The following is a 21,012-nucleotide window of genomic DNA, read 5'->3' as shown; positions in this document are numbered from 1 at the left end:
TGATTGCAGTAAGGGGAATAATCGATTAATATATCTGTAACAGAGAAAAGAAGTATGATGTATTGTGGAAATCAGAGATTGTCTGGCGGCTGAAAAGACAACCACAATATTTTCAGAAATGCGCAAGCCACAGGTGAATACTATAAAGTGCAAATTGAATTTTGTAAACAGAGTGGAACCGTGCGGAAGCGCCTCTGTCCAGTTATTTGGGCAGCGGCGCTTTTATTATTGAGAGGAGGATCAGCTTGCTTAATCGAATGAAGGAAGACATCAATATGGTACTTGAACTGGACCCGGCTGCCAAGAACAAGTTCGAAGTGGCTTTGACATACTCGGGGCTGCATGCAGTATGGCTGCATCTGCTGGCACATAAACTGTACAAGAGGAAGTTCGCGACATTCTCAAGGGCGATTTCACAGCTCAGCCGTTTTGTGACAGGTATAGAAATACATCCGGGTGCAGAAATCGGCAGGCGCCTTTTCATAGACCACGGCATGGGTGTGGTCATCGGCGAAACATGCCGCATCGGCAACAACGTGACGATCTACCAGGGTGTGACACTCGGCGGAACAGGGAAAGAGGAAACGAAGCGTCATCCGGACATCGATGATAATGTACTGGTCTCCGCGGGGGCGAAAGTGCTCGGGAATATCCGTATCGGTGAAAACACCAAAATCGGTGCGAATTCCGTCGTACTCATCAATACGCCGAAGGATTCGACCGTGGTCGGCATCCCCGGGAGAGTCGTCAAGAAGGCCGGAGAGAAAGTCAAGGATGCACGTGACATGAACGTCACGGATTTGCCGGACCCGATCCTCGATATGATACTGGGTCTTGAAGACGAAATAAAAGATTTCAGAAAAGAAGTAAGGAATGAGGTACAAGATGGTTCGCATATATAATACATTGACAAGGCAGAAGGAAACTTTCAAACCGCTTGAAGAAGGGAAGGTCAAGATGTATGTCTGCGGCCCCACGGTGTATAACTATATACACATAGGGAATGCAAGACCCGCAATCGCCTTCGATACGGTCAGGAGATACCTGGAATACAAAGGCTATGAAGTGGAATATGTATCAAACTTTACGGATGTGGATGATAAGCTCATCAAGGCATCACAGGAACTCGGGGAATCCGTCCCTGACATTGCCGAACGTTTCATCGAAGCATTTTTCAATGATACGGGGGCGTTGAATGTGAGGCGCGCCACCGCCCATCCGAGGGTGATGGATCATATGGACGACATCATCAAGTTCATTGAAGTGCTCATTGAAAAAGGGCACGCTTATGAATCGGACGGCGATGTTTATTTCAAGACGCGCTCTTTCAATGAGTACGGAAAGCTCAGTCATCAGTCGATCAACGATCTCAAAGTCGGTGCGCGCATCGATGCAGGAGAGAAGAAGGAAGATCCCCTGGATTTTGCGCTGTGGAAGCAGGCCAAGCCCAACGAGATCAAATGGGAGTCCCCGTGGGGAGAAGGCCGTCCGGGCTGGCATATCGAATGCAGCGTGATGGCAAGGGAGCACCTCGGCGACACGATCGATATCCATGCGGGCGGACAGGACCTGACTTTCCCGCACCATGAAAATGAAATCGCACAAAGTGAATGCATGACCGACGCGACATTCGCTAACTACTGGATGCATAACGGCTACATCAATATCGACAACACTAAGATGTCGAAATCCCTCGGCAACTTCATACTGGTCAATGACATCATCAAGGAAATCAATCCGAATGTGCTGAGGTTCTTCATGATCAGTGTCCATTACCGCAACCCGATCAACTATAACCGTGAACTTGTGGAGGCGGCAAAAGCCGGACTCGAGCGCATCCAGGGCAGCTATGCCCAGGCGAAGGAGCGTCTGGACAGCGCAATCGGCACGGAAGCGGATGAAAAAGTGATGGAGATCATCCGGAAGAATGCGGAGATGTTCGAATCCCGGATGGATGACGACTTCAATACGGCGAATGCCATCAGCACATGGCATGACCTGACGACCGAGCTCAACAAATATCTCCGGTATAACACAACGAACCGGGAAGTGCTTTCCGAGTTCATCAAAGTGTTCGAGCAGTACGGTGAAGTGCTCGGCATCATCCTTGAGGAAGAGGAAGTCCTGCTGGATGAAGAGATTGAGGCAATGATCGAGGAACGCAATGAAGCGAGGAAGAATAAAGACTTCGCACGGGCGGATGAAATCCGGGATGAATTGAAGGTGCAGGGCATCGTGCTTGAAGATACAAAAGAAGGGGTACGGTTCAGGCGTGGATGACTTTAAAGTGGAAGACGTGCCGAGCCTGTCCCTCGCTTTTCTCGGGGATGCGATCTATGCCGTGCATATACGCACCCGCCTTTTAAAGGAGAGGCCGCGCATGAAGCCCGAAGAGCTCCACAGGGAAGCGAATTTATGGGTGAGTGCGGGGGCCCAGTCGCGCGCCCTGCTCCACTTGAGGAAAGAATCGCTCCTCACCGATGAGGAGTGGGATATAGCGAAGCGGGCACGCAATAAATCCAGTGCCACACGTGCCAAAAATGCAAGCATCAAAGAATACCGGAACGCCTCGGGTCTCGAGGCGCTGATCGGTTATCTGGACCTCACGGGCAATAAGGACAGGATTGACATACTCATGCAGGAGATAATAAAGGAAGGGAGGGTTCACTATGACTGAATCGGTGGTTGCAGGAAAGAATGCGGTGAGGGAAGCATTGCGTTCCAAAAGCGACATCAATAAAATATTCGTCCAGGATACGATCAATAAAAACCAGGTGAAGGAATTGCTGGATCTGGCGAGGGACCGGAAAGTGATCGTCCAGCATGTCCCGAAAAGCAAGATGGACGGGTTGACTGAAGAGAAGCACCAGGGCATCATCGCGATGATCAGTGCACATGAGTACATGGAACTCGAAACATTCATGGAACGCATCTCGGAAAAGGAGACGGCGAACGTCATCATCCTCGACGGGCTTGAAGACCCCCATAATCTCGGATCCATTTTAAGGACATGCGACGGTGCGGGCTTCGACGGGGTCATCATCCCGAAAAGGCGTTCCGTCCAGCTGACCGAAACGGTTGCGAGGACATCTACGGGGGCCATCGAATATATCCCGGTCGTCCGTGTCACCAACATCAACCAGACGCTCGACAGGCTGAAGGAGAAGGGTTTCTGGATCGTCGGCAGCGATGGCAGCGGCAAGACGGATTACCGTGAACTGGACATGGATATGAGCACGGCCCTTGTGATCGGCAGCGAAGGCCAGGGCATCAGCAAAAAGACTCTTGAAAAGTGTGACTTCATCGTCAAGATTCCGATGAATGGTGAAATTACAAGCTTGAACGCCTCGGTGTCGGCTGCACTTTTGATGTACGAAGTGTACAGGAAGCAAAACCCTCCCGGGACGTGATGCTATGAGGAAAAAACGCAGAATTCTGCTGGTCGACGGCTACAACCTCATCGGTGCCAATAAAGAACTGCATGCTGAATCGAAAGCCTCCCTTGAGATTGCAAGGGAGGAAGTCGTGACGGTGCTTGCCGAATACCAGATGGTCTCGAACTATGAAATCATCATCGTGTTTGATGCATACGAAGTGAAGAGCATGGAAACGATAATGGAGAAACACGGCATCACCGTGATCTTTACAAAAGAAAAGGAAACTGCAGATGAGTACATTGAACGTTTCGTGCATGACACATATCATCCTTTTCTTTGTGAGATCAGTGTGGTCACAAGCGACCTGACTGAACAGAATGCAATATTTGCACTCGGCGCCTACAGGATATCTTCCAGGGAGATGTGGGTGCTGCTTGAGGATTCGGAAAAAAACATCAGTAAAGAAATTGATGCAATAAATGAAAAACTGCCCAGGCAGAAACTCGATATCAGTCCCGATATTCTTTCAGAACTCGAAAAATGGAGAAGGGGCCTGAAATAGCACCTTGAGGAATGACCCGCCTCCCCATATATTTATATGTAAAAGGGGGGACGGCTTATGTATCTGATTGCTCAATACCGCTTCTGCATCAAAGAAACACTGGATGATGAAATGAACCGCTGTGCATACAGGGTCAGCAAGGGTGACACTGTTGCATTCGACTGGATAGATGAAAATTTCAGGCCCGCCGTATTCAGGAAGACTTTGAAATACCCTTTCACTGTGCATGATCGTGAAGATGCATTGCAGGAGATGATGGAGCTTGCGCTGAGACTGTGCCACAAGTATGATCCGGTGGCGGGGAATTACCGCCATTATGCATCCAAAGTGATCACTTATGAATTGATGAAGCTCTTCTACAGGGAGATCGACCATCAGTCGGGTGAAATGCTGAAATCTGCAGAGGATATCACTTTTGAAGCGGGGGATTACAGGAACAGGAGGCGGGATGACCCCCTCGACATCATCCTGGACGAGGAAAACAGGATGAACATACTGCACAACCGGAAAGTGTGCTCCCCGCTCGAAAGGAAGATCGTCTACTACTGTGATTACGGTTATGAAATCAAAGAGATCAGCGAAAAGCTCTGCGTGAGTGAAAGGGCGATCGTAAACGGGCTGCACAGAGTCAGAAGGAAACGCGGAAGATGACCGGCTGCCGGATTTAACAGTGATTGACATTATTTTTTAAAATCGGTATAGTGTATAAGAATTGAAATGGGATGTATCATATGAAAATAGCATTGGCGTGCACTGTATGTGGATCAAGGAATTATCAAATCATGTCTGAACATAAAGAACGTCTGACATTGAAAAAGTTTTGTAAAAAATGTAATCGGCATACGACTCATAAAAGTTCCATCTGAAGTAGGAGGATATGTTAAAGATGTCTAACAATAAGAATTTCTTTCAAAACGTCGTTAGCGAAATGAAGAAGGTCAGCTGGCCGACCGGACAGGAAACTGCGAGATTTACGGTAATTGTTACATTGACGGTTATATTTTTTCTGGCTTTTTTCTATGTTTTGGATTTAGGTATTACTGCAGTGATAGATTTTTTGTAATTTAAAGGAGCGATTGGATGTCTGGTGAAAAAAATTGGTATGCCGTACATACTTATTCGGGATATGAAAATAAAGTAAAAGCGAACTTGCTTGCCCGTCTGGAATCGATGAACATGCAGGATCAGATTTTCCGAGTGGTGATTCCGGAAGAGGAAGAGACCACGGTCAAAGACGGCAAGCGTAAAACCGCGATGAAGAAGACCTTTCCCGGGTATGTGCTTGTAGAACTGATAATGACAGACGAGTCCTGGTATATAGTGAGGAATACACCGGGTGTGACGGGGTTTGTAGGCTCACAAGGTGCAGGAAGCAAACCGAATCCATTACTGCCCGAGGAAGTGAAGTTCATCCTGAAATCCATGGGCATGGCTGAGAAGACCATAGATTTCGAAGTTGAAGTCGGAGAAGTCGTCAATATTATAGACGGACCGTTCAAGAATCAGTCCGGTGAGATAAAGTCCATTGATGAGGAACGTTATAAGTTGACGGTACTCGTCGAAATGTTCGGCCGGGAAACACCGGTTGAAGTCGAATTCGACCAGATTGAAAAATTATAAGAACGCATCTTGTAATATGAACAGAATAATGGTAAAATATCATGGTCGGAATTTTCCGGCCATCTTTATTTTTTAAAGATGCGGGTGGGAGGATAAAATTTATAATATCCTATGACCACATCACGATAAACGAGGAGGTGCACATCGTGGCTAAAAAAGTTATCAACGTTGTGAAATTGCAGATTCCTGCAGGTAAGGCGAACCCGGCTCCACCGGTAGGTCCGGCACTGGGTCAGGCAGGCATCAACATCATGGGGTTCTGTAAAGAATTCAACGCACGTACACAGGAGCAGGCTGGACTCATCATTCCGGTTGAAATCTCTGTATTTGAAGACCGCTCATTCACTTTCATCACAAAAACTCCGCCGGCTGCAGTGCTTTTGAAACAAGCTGCAAGCGTGGACAAAGGTTCTGGTGAACCGAACAAGAACAAAGTGGCGAAAGTATCAGAAGCGCAAGTGCGTGAAATTGCTGAAACGAAAATGGAAGACCTGAATGCGGCTGACGTAGAAGCGGCAATCCGCATGGTCGAAGGTACAGCCAGAAGCATGGGCTTCGAAGTTCAAAAGTAAATTAAACGAGACTGTATAGAAATGTATTAATACAAACGTGGGAGGATTACCCGCTAAAACCACAAGGAGGAATTATTAATGGCTAAAAGAAGTAAAAAGTATCAGGCAGCACTTGAAAAATTCGATGCCGATTCTTCGTACTCAATCGAAGAAGCAGTCAAACTGGCTCAGGAAACAAGTACTGTAAATTTTGATGCTTCTGTTGAAGTCGCTTTCCGCCTGGGTATTGATACACGTAAAAACGACCAGCAGATCCGCGGTGCAATCGTATTGCCGCACGGTACTGGAAAGTCACAACGTGTATTAGTATTCGCAAAAGGTGAAAAGCTCAAAGAAGCTGAAGAAGCAGGCGCAGATTACGCAGGAGACCAGGAGTTCGTTGAAAAGATCAACGGCGGCTGGTTCGACTTTGATGTAATCGTTGCGACACCTGACATGATGGGTGAAGTCGGTAAACTCGGCCGTGTACTCGGACCGAAAGGTTTGATGCCGAACCCTAAGACAGGCACAGTGACAATGGATGTCAAAAAAGCTGTTGAAGAAATCAAAGCAGGTAAAGTGGAATATCGTGCCGAGAAATCCGGTATCGTCCATGCTGCAATCGGTAAAGTATCATTCGATACAGATAAGCTGGTTGAAAACTTCAACACACTCCATGATGCCCTGGCAAAAGCAAAACCTGCATCTGCCAAAGGCACTTATTTCAAGACTGTAGCAGTTTCATCCACGATGGGCCCTGGCATCAGAGTGGACAATAATGAAGCGAGAATCGTCTAATTTAAAATAATATTGACAAGTGCAGCTGCATGTTGTACAGTTGCACTTGTATTAAAATATTACCTGAGACAGCAGGAGTGGCGGATCATCGTCACTTAAAACGACATCCTGCCGAGGCAAATGAAAAAGACTTGAATTGACCAATATATATTCAAGCACTTTTTGCCGTGGGTAAAAGGTGCTTTTTTTATTGCACCAGCCTATACACACAAAAATTATGGAGGTGTAAAAATGTCAAAAGTGATGGAATCTAAACAGCAGCTTGTTGATCAGATCGCAACTCAGTTCAAGGAATCTGTTTCTACAGTAGTCGTCGACTACCGTGGACTGACAGTTGCTGAAATGACTGAATTACGTAAGAACCTCAGAGACGCAGGCGTCGAATTCAGAGTATACAAAAATACAATGACGCGCCGTGCAGCTGAAAAAGCTGAACTTACAGAGCTGAACGAATTCCTGACTGGTCCAAACGCCGTTGCATTTTCCAACGAATCTGTAATCGCTCCTGCCAAAGTGATTTATAACTTTGCCAAGGAACACGAAGCGCTTGAGATCAAAGCAGGTGTCATCGAAGGAACTTTCGCTCCTGCGGAAGATGTGAATGCAATCGCATCCCTCCCTTCAAAAGACGGACTTGTATCCATGCTGCTCTCTGTCCTTCAGGCTCCGGTACGCAACTTCGCTTATGCAGTTAAAGCGATCGGTGAAGAAAAGGAAAACGAAGAAGCATAATCGCGTGAAAATAATATAAAAATCGGAGGAAATTATAATGGCTAATCATGAACAAATCATTGAGTCTATTAAAGAAATGTCAGTATTAGAACTAAACGACCTGGTAAAAGCAATTGAAGAAGAATTCGGTGTAACTGCAGCAGCTCCAGTGGCAGCAGCAGGTGCAGGCGGCGGAGAAGCAGCTGCTGAAGAGCAGACTGAATTCGACGTTGAACTTACGGATGCCGGTTCATCCAAGATCAAAGTCATCAAAGTTGTACGTGAAGCAACAGGCCTTGGTCTTAAAGATGCTAAAGCACTAGTTGATGAAGCACCTAAAGTGGTTAAAGAAGCACTTTCCAAAGAAGATGCTGAAGAGCTTAAAGGCAAGCTTGAAGAAGTCGGCGCTGGCGTAGAACTCAAATAATTTTTGTGTGCATAAAGTTTTTGAATGAGGCTCATGATAAACATAATGTTTAGATGAGCCTCGTTTTTTTATTACATATCATATTACCGGGGTGAGGCCATGTCACATTACTTTACAACCGATCAGAGTGCACATGATTACAGTGAAATCTCTTTTGATTTCCAAGGTGAGGTATACAGGTTCAAGACCGACCGCGGCGTATTTTCGAAGGAGCGTGTCGATTACGGCACGAAGACGCTTCTTGAAGGCGTTGTTGCGGACAGTCCCGGGAACCCTTCTTCAATGATTGATATGGGTGCCGGTTACGGCCCGGTCGGCATTGTCCTCGGCAGAGTCTTGAAGCTCGAACCGGTGATGGTCGAAGTCAATGAAGATGCAATCGCACTGCTCCACGACAATGTTGACAGAAACCGTGTCGGCGCCAGAATACTGGACCGGGAGGAATACGATCGGTCGGATATCTCTGCGGATTTGTATGTCACGAACCCTCCGTTCAGGGCCGGGAAGGACACGGTGATGTCGATCATAGATGACAGTCATGAGCGGTTGGGGGATGGCGGTGCGTTTTACATGGTCGTCCAGAAAAAACAGGGCATGAAATCTTATAAAAGTGCAATTGAACGAAAGTTCGGCAATGTCAGCACCGTCCTGAAAGACAAGGGCTACTATGTATTGAAGGGCATCAAATGACGGCGGCTGCCCGGACGGAACCACAAAACGAAAAGAAAATCAATAACAAATTTGACTTGACAAAATTGTTGTGATATAGTTATAGAATGTAAAAATATAATACCAATAAGTATGCACTTTTTATCTGCTTATTGAAATGGAGCGTATTAAATACTGTTTAATATAAATAGAAAATGGGGTTGATTTCGATTCCGTTTTCTTTTTGTCTTTAAACATAAATAGTATGCTAATGTGTATGTTTTACGTAAATTTTATTAGGGGTGAATCTGTCGATGAGTCAAGTGATTCAATATGGAAGACATGCCAAACGCAGAAGCTATGCACGTATCGAGGAGAAATTGGATCTGCCTAACTTGATTGAGATTCAGACGAAGTCTTATGAATGGTTTTTGAAGACGGGTCTGATAGAAATGTTCAAGGACATTTCACCGGTGGAGGATTTCACTGGAAATATGTCGTTGGAATTTGTGGATTACAAACTTGGTGAACCCAAGTACGATGAAGATGAGGCAAAGAACCACGATGCTACTTATTCTGCACCATTACGAGTGAAAGTTCGCCTGGTGATAAAAGAAACAGGTGAAGTGAAGGAACAGGAAGTATTCATGGGTGACTTCCCATTGATGACGGACACTGGAACTTTCATCATTAATGGGGCTGAACGTGTCATCGTATCCCAGCTCGTACGTAGCCCTTCCGTCTACTACTCTGAAAAATACGACAAGAATGGCAGACTGAGTTATGGTGCGACGGTAATACCGAACCGCGGTGCATGGCTTGAATATGAAACCGATGCTAAGGACGTGGTGTACGTCAGGATCGACCGTACCCGCAAACTGCCGATCACGGTTTTGGTCAGAGCCCTAGGATTCTCAACAGACCAGGAGATCATCAACCTTCTGGGAGATAATGAATATATACGCAACACATTAGACAAAGATACTACAGAAACCGTGGATCAGGCACTGCTTGAAATCTACGAACGCCTGCGTCCGGGTGAACCGCCGACGGTGGAAAATGCGAAGAATCTGCTGTACTCAAGATTTTTCGATCCGAAGCGCTATGACCTGGCAAGCGTCGGCCGCTACAAAATGAATAAAAAGCTTCACCTGAAAAATCGTTTGTTCAACCAGGTGCTGGCTGAACCGATCGTTGACAAGGAGACGGGTGAGATCATCGCTGAAAAAGGTGCGACGATCGACCGCAGAACATTGGATTCAATCACTGAAGCGCTTGAGACGACAGCGAACCTTGAAACTTATGAGCTTGAACAGGGTATTCTGGACGAGCCGATCGAGGTCCAGTCGATCAACGTGGAAGCGCCGAACTTTGAAGAAGGCACGACTACTGTCATCGGTAATGCTTTCCCGGATGTTGAAGTGAAATCCATCACTCCGTCGGATATCATTTCTTCAATCAGTTATTTCTTCAACCTGCTGCATGGCGTCGGTCATACAGATGATATTGACCACCTTGGAAACCGCCGTCTGCGTTCTGTGGGCGAACTGCTCCAGAACCAGTTCAGAATCGGGGTTTCCCGTATGGAGCGTGTGATCCGTGAACGTATGTCCATCCAGGACACCGAATCGATCACCCCGCAGCAGCTCATCAACATCCGTCCTGTGATTGCGTCCATCAAAGAGTTCTTTGGCAGCTCCCAGCTGTCACAGTTCATGGACCAGACCAACCCGCTTGCGGAATTGACCCATAAGAGGCGTCTGTCTGCCCTCGGGCCCGGCGGACTTACCCGTGAACGTGCAGGCATGGAAGTGCGTGACGTCCACTATTCACACTATGGACGCATGTGCCCGATTGAAACGCCTGAAGGCCCGAACATCGGCCTGATCAACTCATTATCAAGCTATGCGCGTGTAAATGAGTTCGGCTTCATCGAAACGCCTTACAGAAAAGTTGATCATGATACTGGCCAAGTGACAAGCCAGATCGATTATCTGACGGCTGATGAAGAAGACAGCTATGTCGTTGCACAGGCCAACTCCCCGCTCAACGAAGATGGCAGTTTTGAAAACGAAGAAGTCTTCTGTCGTTTCCGGGGCAACAACACCCAGATGCACAGGGACCGCATCGACTATATGGATGTATCGCCGAAGCAGGTCGTTTCTGCGGCTACCGCCTGTATCCCGTTCCTTGAGAACGACGACTCCAACCGTGCCCTGATGGGTGCGAACATGCAGCGTCAGGCAGTACCTCTCCTGATTCCGGAATCACCGCATATCGGTACGGGCATGGAGCACGTATCTGCGCGTGATTCAGGTGCAGCAGTGGTTGCCAAGTATAAAGGCAGGGTATCGCATGTGGAAGCGAAGGAAGTTCATGTGTACCGTATTGAAGAGCAGAACGGAAAAGAAGTCGAGACGGAAAAGGACGTTTATAAACTGTCCAAGTTCATCCGTTCCAACTCCGGTACATGTTACAACCATAAACCGATCGTCTCAGTGGGGGATGTCGTCTCAAAAGGTGAAATACTTGCCGACGGCCCATCCATGGACAACGGTGAAATGGCACTCGGCCGCAATCTGGTGGTCGGCTTCATGACATGGGACGGCTACAACTATGAGGATGCTGTTATCATGAGTGAGAGATTGGTCAAAGATGATGTCTACACTTCGATCCATATTGAAGAATATGAATCCGAAGCCCGTGACACCAAACTTGGACCGGAGGAAATCACGCGTGATATCCCGAACGTCTCGGACAACGCCCTGAAGAAGCTGGATGACCGCGGTATCGTCTACATCGGTGCCGAAGTCACCGACGGTGATATCCTCGTCGGTAAAGTCACGCCTAAAGGTGTGACGGAACTGACAGCAGAAGAGCGCCTGCTCCATGCGATCTTCGGTGAAAAAGCACGTGAAGTGCGTGACACTTCACTCCGTGTACCCCACGGTGCCGGCGGAATCGTGCTGGACGTCAAAGTGTTCAACCGCGAAGACGGCGATGAATTGTCGCCTGGTGTCAATCAGCTTGTGAGAGTCTACATCGTTCAGAAGAGAAAAATCAGTGTCGGGGACAAGATGTGCGGCCGTCACGGCAACAAAGGTGTCATCTCCCGTATTCTGCCGGAAGAAGATATGCCTTACCTGCCGGATGGCACACCGATCGACCTGATGCTCAATCCGCTTGGTGTACCATCACGCATGAACATCGGACAGGTGCTTGAAATGCACCTCGGAATGGCAGCCCGTGCCATGGGTGTCAAGATGGCTTCACCGGTCTTCGATGGTGCAAACGAAGATGATGTCTGGAATACGATGGAAGAAGCGGGTCTCGCACGTGACGGAAAAACAGTCCTTTACGACGGACGTACAGGCGAACCGTTCGAAAACAGGATTTCTGTTGGTGTCATGTACATGCTGAAACTTGCGCACATGGTCGATGATAAGCTTCACGCGAGAAGCACAGGGCCATATTCACTCGTGACACAGCAGCCGCTCGGAGGTAAAGCCCAGTTTGGTGGCCAGCGTTTTGGTGAGATGGAAGTCTGGGCACTTGAAGCATATGGTGCTGCGTACACATTGCAGGAAATCCTGACCGTCAAATCAGACGACACCGTCGGCCGTGTCAAGACTTACGAAGCGATCGTCAAAGGTGAAAACGTACCGAAACCAGGTGTACCCGAGTCATTCAGAGTATTGATGAAAGAGCTCCAGAGCCTGGGTCTGAACGTCAACATCATGGATAATCAGGACGAAGAAGTCGATATGCATGATACGGATGAAGAAGATGCTTCCAATCAGCTGAATGTCAGCGACAAGAAGCAGGTTGCGACTGAAAATGTCACTGAGTGATGTACTGAGCTTGATTAAACTTTTAGGGAGGAAAGCTCATTGATAGATGTCAATAGATTTCAATATATGAAAATCGGCCTTGCTTCACCGGAAAAGATCCGTTCGTGGTCATTCGGTGAGGTCAAGAAACCCGAAACAATTAACTATAGAACTTTAAAGCCGGAACGTGATGGATTGTTCTGCGAGAAGATCTTCGGTCCTACAAAGGACTGGGAGTGCAGCTGCGGAAAGTATAAACGTGTACGTTATAAAGGCATGGTCTGCGACCGTTGTGGTGTGGAAGTGACAAGAGCCAAAGTACGCCGTGAGAGAATGGGGCACATTGAACTTGCGGCCCCTGTCTCCCACATCTGGTATTTCAAAGGCATCCCGTCAAGGATGGGACTGCTTTTGGATATGTCTCCGCGTTCACTTGAAGAGATCATTTATTTCGCTTCCTATGCGGTCATCAAGCCGGGATCGACAGGACTTGAGCCAAAACAGCTGTTATCCGAAAGAGAGTACCGGGAGTATTATGATAAGCACGGCAACACCTTCACTGCGAAGATGGGCGCAGAAGCGATCAAAGATCTGCTTCGCGAAGTCAACCTGGAAGAAGAGCTGGCAAGTCTGAGGAAAGAGCTCGAATCCGCTACAGGACAGAGATTGACACGTGCAATCAAACGCCTTGAAGTGGTCGAGTCCTTCCGTAATTCCGGCAATGAGCCGGAATGGATGATTCTGGATGTACTGCCGATCATCCCGCCGGAAATCCGTCCTATGGTGCAGCTGGACGGCGGACGCTTCGCAACGAGCGACCTGAACGACTTGTACCGCCGTGTGATCAACCGTAACAACCGTCTGAAGCGGCTTCTCGACCTCGGCGCGCCGGGGATCATCGTCCAAAACGAAAAGCGTATGCTTCAGGAAGCAGTGGATGCATTGATCGATAACGGCCGCCGCGGCCGTCCGGTTACAGGGCCGGGCAACCGTCCATTGAAATCATTGTCACATATGTTGAAAGGTAAGCAGGGGCGGTTCCGTCAAAACCTGCTCGGCAAGCGTGTCGACTACTCAGGCCGTTCGGTCATCGTCGTCGGTCCGAACCTGAAAATGTATCAGTGCGGTCTGCCGAAGGAAATGGCGCTTGAACTCTTCAAACCATTCGTCATGAAAGAACTGGTTCAAAGAGAGATGGCGACCAACATCAAGAACGCCAAAGGTAAGATTGAACGTATGGAAAGTGAAGTCTGGGATGTGCTGGAAGATGTCATCAGCGAACACCCTGTACTTTTAAACCGTGCACCGACACTTCACCGTCTGGGCATCCAGGCATTTGAAGCAGTGCTTGTAGAGGGCAGGGCGATCCGCCTCCACCCGCTTGTAACGACTGCTTATAATGCCGACTTTGACGGCGACCAGATGGCGGTTCACGTACCATTGTCGAAAGAGGCTCAGGCAGAAGCGAGAATGCTCATGCTTGCGGCACAGAACATCCTGAACCCTAAAGACGGCAAACCGGTCGTGACACCGTCACAGGATATGGTCCTCGGAAACTATTATCTGACGCTTGAGCGTGAGAATGATAAACGCGAAGGGCATATCTTCAAAGATGCGAACGAAGTCATCATGGCATACACGAATGGGTACGTAGGGCTTCATACGAGGATCGGTGTCCATACCGACTCGTTCGATCATGAGAAGGTCTCGGATGATCACCGTGGAGAAGTGATGCTGACGACAGTCGGTAAGATCATCTTCAATGAAATCATGCCGCCGTCCTTCCCTTATATCAATGAACCGACGAGATCCAACCTTGAGGAAAAGACACCCGATAAGTATTTCGTAAGAGTCGGGGAGCTGGGTGAAGGTGGACTGAAGGAATATTATAAAGACAGACCGCTGGCTGATCCTTTTGATAAGAAGTTCCTGGGTCAGATCATCGCTGAAATCTTCAATAAGTTCCATATCACGGAAACTTCCATCATGCTGGACCTGATGAAGGATCTGGGCTTCAAGTATTCTTCGAAAGCGGGTATCACTGTTGGTGTATCCGATATCGTCGTACTGCCTGATAAACAGAAGATCATCGATGAGACGGATGAGAAAGTCGAAAAAGTCCAAAAGCAGTTCTCACGTGGTCTGATCACCGAAGAAGAACGCTATAACACAGTGATTGAGCTTTGGACCAGGGCAAAAGATGTCATTCAGGAGAAATTGATGGGCTCCCTGGACCGCCTGAACCCGATATTCATGATGAGTGACTCAGGTGCACGTGGTAACGCCTCAAACTTCACGCAGCTTGCGGGTATGCGTGGATTGATGGCCAACCCGTCCGGTCAGATCATCGAGCTTCCGATCACCTCAAGTTTCCGCGAAGGACTGACGGTGCTCGAGTACTTCATTTCGACACACGGTGCGCGTAAAGGCCTTGCAGATACGGCGCTCAAGACTGCCGACTCAGGTTACCTGACACGCCGTCTTGTAGATGTGGCACAGGATGTGATCGTGCGTGAGAAAGACTGCGGTACTGATAAAGGGCTTCTTGTATCGGCACTGACTGAAGGGTCTGAACTGATCGAACCGTTATTCGACCGTCTCGAAGGCCGTTACGTAAAAGAAACGGTCAGACATCCTGAAACCAAGGAAATCATCGTGAAAGCGAACGAGCTGATCACTCTTGAAACTGCCAAAGAGATTGTGGGCAGTGGCATTGAGGAAGTGTACATCCGTTCCGCCTTCACATGTAACGCCCGTCACGGCGTATGTGAACGCTGTTACGGCAAGAACCTGGCAACAGGTGAAAAAGTGGAAGTCGGCGAAGCGGTCGGCACCATTGCAGCCCAATCCATTGGTGAGCCGGGTACACAGCTGACGATGCGTACATTCCACACGGGCGGTGTTGCAGGAAGCGACATCACCCAGGGTCTGCCGCGTATCCAGGAGCTGTTTGAGGCGCGTAACCCTAAAGGCCAGGCAGTGATCACTGAAATCAGCGGTGAAATAACTGATATTGAAATCATCAAAGACCGCCAGCAGGAGATCAAGGTCAAAGGTGAACAGGAGACAAGGACGTATACCGCGATGGGCGCTGCACGTCTGAAAGTCGAAATCGGGGACACGGTCATTCCGGGTCAGCCGCTGACTGAAGGTTCAATCGAGCCGAAAGAACTCCTCACCGTGGCAGGGCTCAACCGCACTCAGGAATACCTGCTCAAAGAAGTTCAGAAAGTTTACCGTATGCAGGGTGTTGAAATCGATGATAAACACGTCGAAGTGATGGTCAGACAGATGCTTCGCAAAGTGAGGATCATCGATGCAGGTGATACGACACTGCTGCCGGGTGCTTTGGTGGACATCCATGCATTCACGGATGCAAACAAAGCGATATTCAAGAAGAGGAAACGTCCGGCGACAGCGAAACCTGTACTGCTCGGCATAACGAAGGCATCGCTTGAGACAGAAAGCTTCCTGTCGGCTGCAAGCTTCCAGGAAACGACGAGAGTCCTCACGGACGCTGCAATCAAAGGCAAGCGCGATGACCTGCTCGGCCTCAAAGAGAACGTCATCATCGGTAAGCTGATACCGGCAGGTACAGGAATGCCGAGATACCGTGATGTTGAAGTCGACATGGATCAGACGGCAGAAAGTGCCGAAGAAGTGCTTGTGGAAGAATAATTTGAAAATCGGCCGTATGAAAGGCCTTAATACAGATAAATCCTGGAGTGGCCGCTGCATTGCAGGCGGCCATTCCTTGATTATCCTGTAGACAATCCTTGTACTTCATGACCTAACTTGTTAGTATGGACATCTCGGGTACTCAAGGGTAAAAATGCAAATAAAAACTTGACAATGGTAATTCCCAGGTGCTATTATTGTTAAGGTTACTCTATGATGGGTAATTTACCTCGTGAGAGACAATTTAGATGCGAAAATGTAAGAATCTTTTCTTACAGATTTTTTATACTCTAAAAATGAACCACCTGGATGTGTGGTATTACAGAAACTTAGTAAAGGGAGGAGGAATATCCAAGATGCCAACTATTAATCAGCTAATCAGAAAGCCTCGTAAAACAAAAGGTAAAAGCACAGACTCACCAGCATTGAACAGAGGTTTCAACAGTCTTAAAAAGCGGGTCACTAAAGATTCTGCGCCTCAAAAACGTGGTGTTTGTACGCGTGTAGGTACAATGACTCCAAAGAAACCAAACTCTGCACTTCGTAAATATGCTCGTGTGAGACTTTCAAATAATATAGAGGTCAACGCATATATCCCTGGTATCGGCCACAACCTGCAGGAACACAGTGTTGTTCTTATCCGTGGAGGCCGTGTGAAAGACTTGCCGGGTGTCCGTTACCATGTTGTACGTGGTGCACTTGATACTTCAGGTGTCGACGGCCGTATGCAGGGTCGTTCACTTTACGGTGCGAAGAAGCCTAAAGCTAAGAACTAAATAAGACTCAGATGTTAACGTTATGTTAAAAGAATTAAACTTTGAGAGAATAAGTGATAATATTTGAAGGGAGGATTACAATATGCCTCGTAAAGGTCCAGTTGCAAAAAGAGATGTGTTGCCAGATCCGATACACAACTCAAAACTGATTACAAAATTGATCAACAAAATGATGGTTGACGGTAAGCGTGGTACTTCACAAAGTATCCTGTACAGTGCATTCGATTTAGTGGAGGAGCGCTCAGGCAGGGACGCTATGGAAGTTTTCGATGAAGCGATCGAAAACATCATGCCGGTACTTGAAGTCAAAGCACGCCGTGTCGGCGGTTCAAACTATCAGGTACCTGTAGAAGTACGCCCTGAACGTCGTACTACGCTGAGTCTGCGTTGGCTCGTGAACTACGCTCGTCTGCGTGGGGAAAAGACAATGGTGGAAAGACTCGCGAATGAAATTCTTGACGCAGCAAACAACACAGGTGGTGCTGTCAAGAGACGTGAAGAAGTACACAAAATGGCAGAAGCCAACAGAGCATTCGCTCACTACCGCTGGTAGGTGCGGGTGTCTGACAGTTATAAACCGCAATCCATTTTTGGAAGGAGAAAAGAATACTCATGGCAAGACCATTCTCATTAGAAAGAACGCGTAACATCGGTATCATGGCTCACATCGATGCCGGTAAGACTACGACGACTGAACGTATTCTTTATTACACAGGACGTATCCACAAACTTGGTGAAACGCATGAAGGTGCTTCACAGATGGACTGGATGGAGCAGGAGCAGGAACGTGGTATTACAATCACGTCTGCAGCGACGACAGCAGAGTGGGACGGACACCGTGTAAACATCATCGATACGCCTGGACACGTAGACTTCACTGTTGAAGTTGAACGTTCACTTCGTGTGCTGGACGGAGCTGTGACAGTACTTGATGCTCAATCAGGTGTTGAGCCGCAGACGGAAACAGTATGGAGACAGGCAACAACTTACGGCGTTCCCCGTATCGTATTCATCAACAAGATGGATAAGATCGGTGCTGACTTTGAATATTCAGTCGGTACCATCAGAGACCGCCTGCAGGCAAATGCCCACCCTATCCAGTTCCCAATCGGAGCAGAGGATAACTTCAACGGAATCATCGACTTGATCCACATGACAGCTTACAGCTACGGTAATGACCTGGGGACAGAGATTGAAGAAATCGAAATCCCTGAAGATTATAAAGCAAAAGCTGAAGAGTTGAGAGAATCCCTCATTGAAGGTCTGGCAGATGTCAATGAAGATATCATGGAGAAATACCTTGGTGGAGAAGAAATCAGCATCGATGAGCTTAAAGCTGCGATCCGTCAGGCGACGTGTGATGTTGAATTCTACCCTGTACTTTGCGGTACAGCATTCAAAAACAAAGGTGTCCAGTTACTTCTTAACGCGGTAATCGATTACCTTCCATCACCATTGGATGTAAAACCGATCGTCGGTCATGTCAAAGATAACGAAGACGAAGAGATTGTCGCAAAACCTGACGACTCCGAGCCGTTTGCAGCGCTTGCATTTAAAGTGATGACAGACCCGTTCGTCGGTAAACTGACATTCTTCCGTGTGTACTCAGGTACACTGGATTCTGGTTCTTATATCAGAAACACGACTAAAGACAAGCGTGAACGTGTGGGACGTATCCTTCAGATGCACGCAAACTCCCGCCAGGAGATTGCAACGGTTTACGCCGGAGACATCGCTGCTGCGGTAGGTCTTAAAGACACAGGTACAGGTGATACTCTTACAGACGAGAAGAACCAGGTTATTCTGGAGGCTATGGAATTCCCAGAGCCGGTCATCCACTTATCCGTTGAGCCTAAATCCAAGGCGGATCAGGATAAGATGACTACAGCACTTGTGAAACTTCAGGAGGAAGACCCTACATTCACTGCACGTACTGACAATGAGACCGGACAGGTCATCATCGGCGGTATGGGTGAGCTTCATCTTGATGTACTTGTCGACCGTATGAAGCGTGAATTCAAAGTTGAGTGTAATGTTGGTGCGCCAATGGTTTCTTACCGTGAGACATTCAAATCTTCAGCATCTGTACAAGGTAAATTTGCACGTCAATCAGGTGGCCGTGGTCAGTTCGGTGATGTTCATATTGAATTCACACCTAACGAGCAGGGCGCAGGATTCGAATTCGAAGACAAGATTGTCGGTGGTGCAGTACCACGTGAATTCATCCCATCTGTTGAGCAGGGGCTCAGGGACTCCCTGGACAACGGTGTGCTTGCCGGATACCCGCTTGTTGATGTTAAAGCAAAATTATTCGATGGTTCATACCACGATGTCGACTCATCCGAGATGGCATTTAAAATTGCTGCATCACTTGCTTTAAGGGAAGCTGCGAAAGTCTGTGACCCTGTCATCCTTGAACCGGTCATGAAGGTGGAAATCGTCATGCCTGAAGAATACATGGGTGATATCATGGGCGACGTAACAAGCCGTCGTGGACGCGTGGAAGGTATGGATTCCCGCGGTAACGCACAGCTCGTCAGAGCGTTCGTTCCACTTTCTGAAATGTTCGGTTACGCAACATCACTCCGTTCAAACACTCAGGGCCGCGGAACTTACACGATGACTTTCGATCACTATGAAGAAGTGCCTAAATCAATTTCTGAAGAAATCATCAAGAAAAACACAGGTGCATAATTCGGTTACTTGATTTTTAGGTATAAATCATTTATAAGTGGTTTAGGAAACACCTTGGGAGAGTGATTCACTCTTCCCAAGTAAACTATAAAACAAATTAATTTCTTTAAATAAGGAGATGTATTTTAAAATGGCTAAAGAAAAATTCGACCGTTCCAAAACGCATGCTAACATTGGTACAATTGGTCACGTTGACCATGGTAAAACAACATTGACAGCTGCTATCGCAACTGTACTTGCTAAACATGGTGACACTACAGCACAGAGCTACGACATGATCGACAACGCACCAGAAGAAAAAGAGCGTGGTATCACAATCAACACGTCTCACATCGAGTACGAAACTGATTCCCGTCACTATGCACACGTTGACTGCCCAGGTCACGCTGACTATGTTAAAAACATGATCACTGGTGCTGCACAAATGGACGGCGCTATCCTTGTTGTATCTGCAGCAGACGGCCCAATGCCACAAACTCGTGAGCACATCCTGCTTTCACGTAACGTTGGTGTACCGGCACTTGTTGTATTCCTTAACAAAGTCGACCAAGTTGACGATGAAGAGCTTCTTGAGCTTGTAGAAATGGAAGTTCGTGAACTTCTTTCTGAATATGACTTCCCTGGTGATGACATTCCAGTTATTGCTGGTTCTGCACTTAAAGCTCTTGAAGGCGATGCAGACATGGAGCAAAGAATTCTTGATCTTATGCAGGCAGTGGATGACTACATCCCAACTCCAGAGCGTGACTCTGACAAGCCATTCATGATGCCGGTTGAGGACGTATTCTCAATCACTGGCCGTGGTACTGTTGCAACTGGTCGTGTTGACCGTGGACAGATCAAAGTCGGTGACGAAGTTGAAATCATCGGTCTTGCTGAAGAATCAAGCAAAACAATCATCACTGGTGTTGAAATGTTCCGTAAGCTTCTTGACTATGCAGAAGCAGGCGACAACATCGGCGCACTTCTCCGTGGCGTAGCGCGGGAAGACATCCAGCGTGGACAAGTACTTGCAGCACCTGGATCAATCACGCCACACACTCAGTTCAAAGCTGAAGTGTACGTTCTTTCAAAAGAAGAAGGTGGACGTCATACTCCATTCTTCAACAACTACCGTCCGCAGTTCTACTTCCGTACAACTGACGTAACTGGTGTTGTAAGCCTTCCTGAAGGAACTGAAATGGTTATGCCTGGCGACAACGTTGAAATGAACGTTGAACTCATTTCACCAATCGCTATCGAAGACGGTACACGTTTCTCCATCCGTGAAGGTGGACGTACTGTTGGATCAGGCGTTGTAACTGAAATCGTTAAATAATTTCAGACCTTATAAACAGAAA

20 protein-coding genes and 1 other annotated feature are annotated in these 21,012 nt (G+C 47.6%); all 20 genes read left to right on the top strand.

Translation table 11 applies throughout. From position 1 onward, the window contains the following. The first annotated feature begins 245 nt into the window (after window positions 1–245). The 20 genes from cysE to tuf all read left to right on the top strand — a co-directional run bounded on the left by cysE (window position 246) and on the right by tuf (window position 20,990). Window positions 246–902, top strand: coding sequence for a serine O-acetyltransferase (gene cysE / locus CRN96_RS09220; RefSeq protein WP_097041423.1), 657 nt, complete (start codon window positions 246–248; stop codon window positions 900–902). After that, on the top strand, window positions 886–2,280 hold the full coding sequence (gene cysS / locus CRN96_RS09215; protein WP_097041421.1) for a cysteine--tRNA ligase: 1,395 nt from the start codon (window positions 886–888) through the stop codon (window positions 2,278–2,280). Before cysE ends, cysS begins: the two co-directional genes overlap by 17 nt. Further along, window positions 2,240–2,677, top strand: coding sequence for a Mini-ribonuclease 3 (locus tag CRN96_RS09210; protein ID WP_245844603.1), 438 nt, complete (start codon window positions 2,240–2,242; stop codon window positions 2,675–2,677). The genes cysS and CRN96_RS09210 overlap by 41 nt, the downstream gene beginning before the upstream one ends. Next, on the top strand, window positions 2,670–3,410 hold the full coding sequence (rlmB, locus tag CRN96_RS09205; RefSeq protein WP_097041418.1) for a 23S rRNA (guanosine(2251)-2'-O)-methyltransferase RlmB: 741 nt from the start codon (window positions 2,670–2,672) through the stop codon (window positions 3,408–3,410). The genes CRN96_RS09210 and rlmB overlap by 8 nt, the downstream gene beginning before the upstream one ends. Window positions 3,411–3,414: 4 nt before the next feature. After that, a complete protein-coding gene (locus tag CRN96_RS09200; protein WP_097041416.1) occupies window positions 3,415–3,939 on the top strand; it encodes an NYN domain-containing protein in 525 nt (174 codons plus the stop codon). Between the two features lie 57 nt (window positions 3,940–3,996). Further along, the gene (locus CRN96_RS09195; RefSeq protein WP_097041413.1) at window positions 3,997–4,590 is read left to right on the top strand and encodes an RNA polymerase sigma factor; all 594 of its coding nucleotides are present in this window, start codon (window positions 3,997–3,999) and stop codon (window positions 4,588–4,590) included. Between the two features lie 71 nt (window positions 4,591–4,661). Then, window positions 4,662–4,805 (top strand): 50S ribosomal protein L33, encoded by a 144-nt coding sequence (gene rpmG, locus CRN96_RS09190; RefSeq protein ID WP_097041411.1) that lies wholly within the window; start codon window positions 4,662–4,664, stop codon window positions 4,803–4,805. Between the two features lie 20 nt (window positions 4,806–4,825). Beyond that, complete coding sequence (secE, locus tag CRN96_RS09185; protein ID WP_097041408.1) at window positions 4,826–5,002, top strand: preprotein translocase subunit SecE; 177 nt, start codon at window positions 4,826–4,828, stop codon at window positions 5,000–5,002. Between the two features lie 17 nt (window positions 5,003–5,019). Then, a complete protein-coding gene (gene nusG, locus CRN96_RS09180; protein WP_097041406.1) occupies window positions 5,020–5,559 on the top strand; it encodes a transcription termination/antitermination protein NusG in 540 nt (179 codons plus the stop codon). Window positions 5,560–5,705: 146 nt separating this feature from the next. Further along, window positions 5,706–6,131 (top strand): 50S ribosomal protein L11, encoded by a 426-nt coding sequence (gene rplK / locus CRN96_RS09175; RefSeq protein WP_097041404.1) that lies wholly within the window; start codon window positions 5,706–5,708, stop codon window positions 6,129–6,131. A 78-nt stretch (window positions 6,132–6,209) separates the two neighbouring features. Next, entirely contained in the window at window positions 6,210–6,908 is a 699-nt protein-coding gene (gene rplA, locus CRN96_RS09170) for a 50S ribosomal protein L1 (protein ID WP_097041403.1), read from the top strand. Window positions 6,909–6,952: 44 nt separating this feature from the next. Beyond that, window positions 6,953–7,105: a sequence feature (ribosomal protein L10 leader region), on the top strand. A gap of 34 nt (window positions 7,106–7,139) precedes the next feature. After that, a complete protein-coding gene (gene rplJ, locus CRN96_RS09165; RefSeq protein ID WP_097041401.1) occupies window positions 7,140–7,640 on the top strand; it encodes a 50S ribosomal protein L10 in 501 nt (166 codons plus the stop codon). 37 nt (window positions 7,641–7,677) lie between these two features. Then, a complete protein-coding gene (rplL, locus tag CRN96_RS09160) occupies window positions 7,678–8,046 on the top strand; it encodes a 50S ribosomal protein L7/L12 (RefSeq protein WP_097041399.1) in 369 nt (122 codons plus the stop codon). A gap of 99 nt (window positions 8,047–8,145) precedes the next feature. After that, a complete protein-coding gene (locus CRN96_RS09155; protein ID WP_097041398.1) occupies window positions 8,146–8,736 on the top strand; it encodes a class I SAM-dependent methyltransferase in 591 nt (196 codons plus the stop codon). A gap of 272 nt (window positions 8,737–9,008) precedes the next feature. Further along, entirely contained in the window at window positions 9,009–12,545 is a 3,537-nt protein-coding gene (gene rpoB / locus CRN96_RS09150; protein ID WP_097041396.1) for a DNA-directed RNA polymerase subunit beta, read from the top strand. Between the two features lie 39 nt (window positions 12,546–12,584). Next, window positions 12,585–16,202 (top strand): DNA-directed RNA polymerase subunit beta', encoded by a 3,618-nt coding sequence (gene rpoC, locus CRN96_RS09145; RefSeq protein WP_097041394.1) that lies wholly within the window; start codon window positions 12,585–12,587, stop codon window positions 16,200–16,202. A gap of 356 nt (window positions 16,203–16,558) precedes the next feature. Continuing rightward, the gene (rpsL, locus tag CRN96_RS09140; protein WP_097041392.1) at window positions 16,559–16,978 is read left to right on the top strand and encodes a 30S ribosomal protein S12; all 420 of its coding nucleotides are present in this window, start codon (window positions 16,559–16,561) and stop codon (window positions 16,976–16,978) included. 82 nt (window positions 16,979–17,060) lie between these two features. Further along, window positions 17,061–17,531, top strand: a complete 471-nt coding sequence (gene rpsG, locus CRN96_RS09135; RefSeq protein ID WP_097041390.1) for a 30S ribosomal protein S7 — start codon at window positions 17,061–17,063, stop codon at window positions 17,529–17,531. A gap of 59 nt (window positions 17,532–17,590) precedes the next feature. Next, window positions 17,591–19,672, top strand: a complete 2,082-nt coding sequence (gene fusA, locus CRN96_RS09130; RefSeq protein ID WP_097041388.1) for an elongation factor G — start codon at window positions 17,591–17,593, stop codon at window positions 19,670–19,672. A 130-nt stretch (window positions 19,673–19,802) separates the two neighbouring features. Beyond that, window positions 19,803–20,990, top strand: coding sequence for an elongation factor Tu (gene tuf / locus CRN96_RS09125; RefSeq protein ID WP_097041387.1), 1,188 nt, complete (start codon window positions 19,803–19,805; stop codon window positions 20,988–20,990). The last annotated feature ends 22 nt before the right edge of the window (window positions 20,991–21,012 follow it).

Origin of the sequence: Salinicoccus kekensis, from assembly GCF_900220995.1 — a bacterium.
GTDB lineage: Bacteria > Bacillota > Bacilli > Staphylococcales > Salinicoccaceae > Lacicoccus > Lacicoccus kekensis.
The sequence above is the reverse complement of the archived record's forward strand: the minus strand, read 5'-3'. Positions and strand labels throughout refer to the sequence as shown.

Bases quoted from the DNA above. Each gene is read 5' to 3' on its own strand.
- cysS (WP_097041421.1), top strand. From the start codon at position 886: ATGGTTCGCATATATAATACATTGACAAGGCAGAAGGAAACTTTCAAA.
- rlmB (WP_097041418.1), top strand. From the start codon at position 2,670: ATGACTGAATCGGTGGTTGCAGGAAAGAATGCGGTGAGGGAAGCATTG.
- CRN96_RS09200 (WP_097041416.1), top strand. From the start codon at position 3,415: ATGAGGAAAAAACGCAGAATTCTGCTGGTCGACGGCTACAACCTCATC.
- CRN96_RS09195 (WP_097041413.1), top strand. From the start codon at position 3,997: ATGTATCTGATTGCTCAATACCGCTTCTGCATCAAAGAAACACTGGAT.
- rpmG (WP_097041411.1), top strand. From the start codon at position 4,662: ATGTATCATATGAAAATAGCATTGGCGTGCACTGTATGTGGATCAAGG.
- secE (WP_097041408.1), top strand. From the start codon at position 4,826: ATGTCTAACAATAAGAATTTCTTTCAAAACGTCGTTAGCGAAATGAAG.
- nusG (WP_097041406.1), top strand. From the start codon at position 5,020: ATGTCTGGTGAAAAAAATTGGTATGCCGTACATACTTATTCGGGATAT.
- rplA (WP_097041403.1), top strand. From the start codon at position 6,210: ATGGCTAAAAGAAGTAAAAAGTATCAGGCAGCACTTGAAAAATTCGAT.
- rplJ (WP_097041401.1), top strand. From the start codon at position 7,140: ATGTCAAAAGTGATGGAATCTAAACAGCAGCTTGTTGATCAGATCGCA.
- rplL (WP_097041399.1), top strand. From the start codon at position 7,678: ATGGCTAATCATGAACAAATCATTGAGTCTATTAAAGAAATGTCAGTA.
- CRN96_RS09155 (WP_097041398.1), top strand. From the start codon at position 8,146: ATGTCACATTACTTTACAACCGATCAGAGTGCACATGATTACAGTGAA.
- rpoB (WP_097041396.1), top strand. From the start codon at position 9,009: ATGAGTCAAGTGATTCAATATGGAAGACATGCCAAACGCAGAAGCTAT.
- rpsL (WP_097041392.1), top strand. From the start codon at position 16,559: ATGCCAACTATTAATCAGCTAATCAGAAAGCCTCGTAAAACAAAAGGT.
- rpsG (WP_097041390.1), top strand. From the start codon at position 17,061: ATGCCTCGTAAAGGTCCAGTTGCAAAAAGAGATGTGTTGCCAGATCCG.
- fusA (WP_097041388.1), top strand. From the start codon at position 17,591: ATGGCAAGACCATTCTCATTAGAAAGAACGCGTAACATCGGTATCATG.
- tuf (WP_097041387.1), top strand. From the start codon at position 19,803: ATGGCTAAAGAAAAATTCGACCGTTCCAAAACGCATGCTAACATTGGT.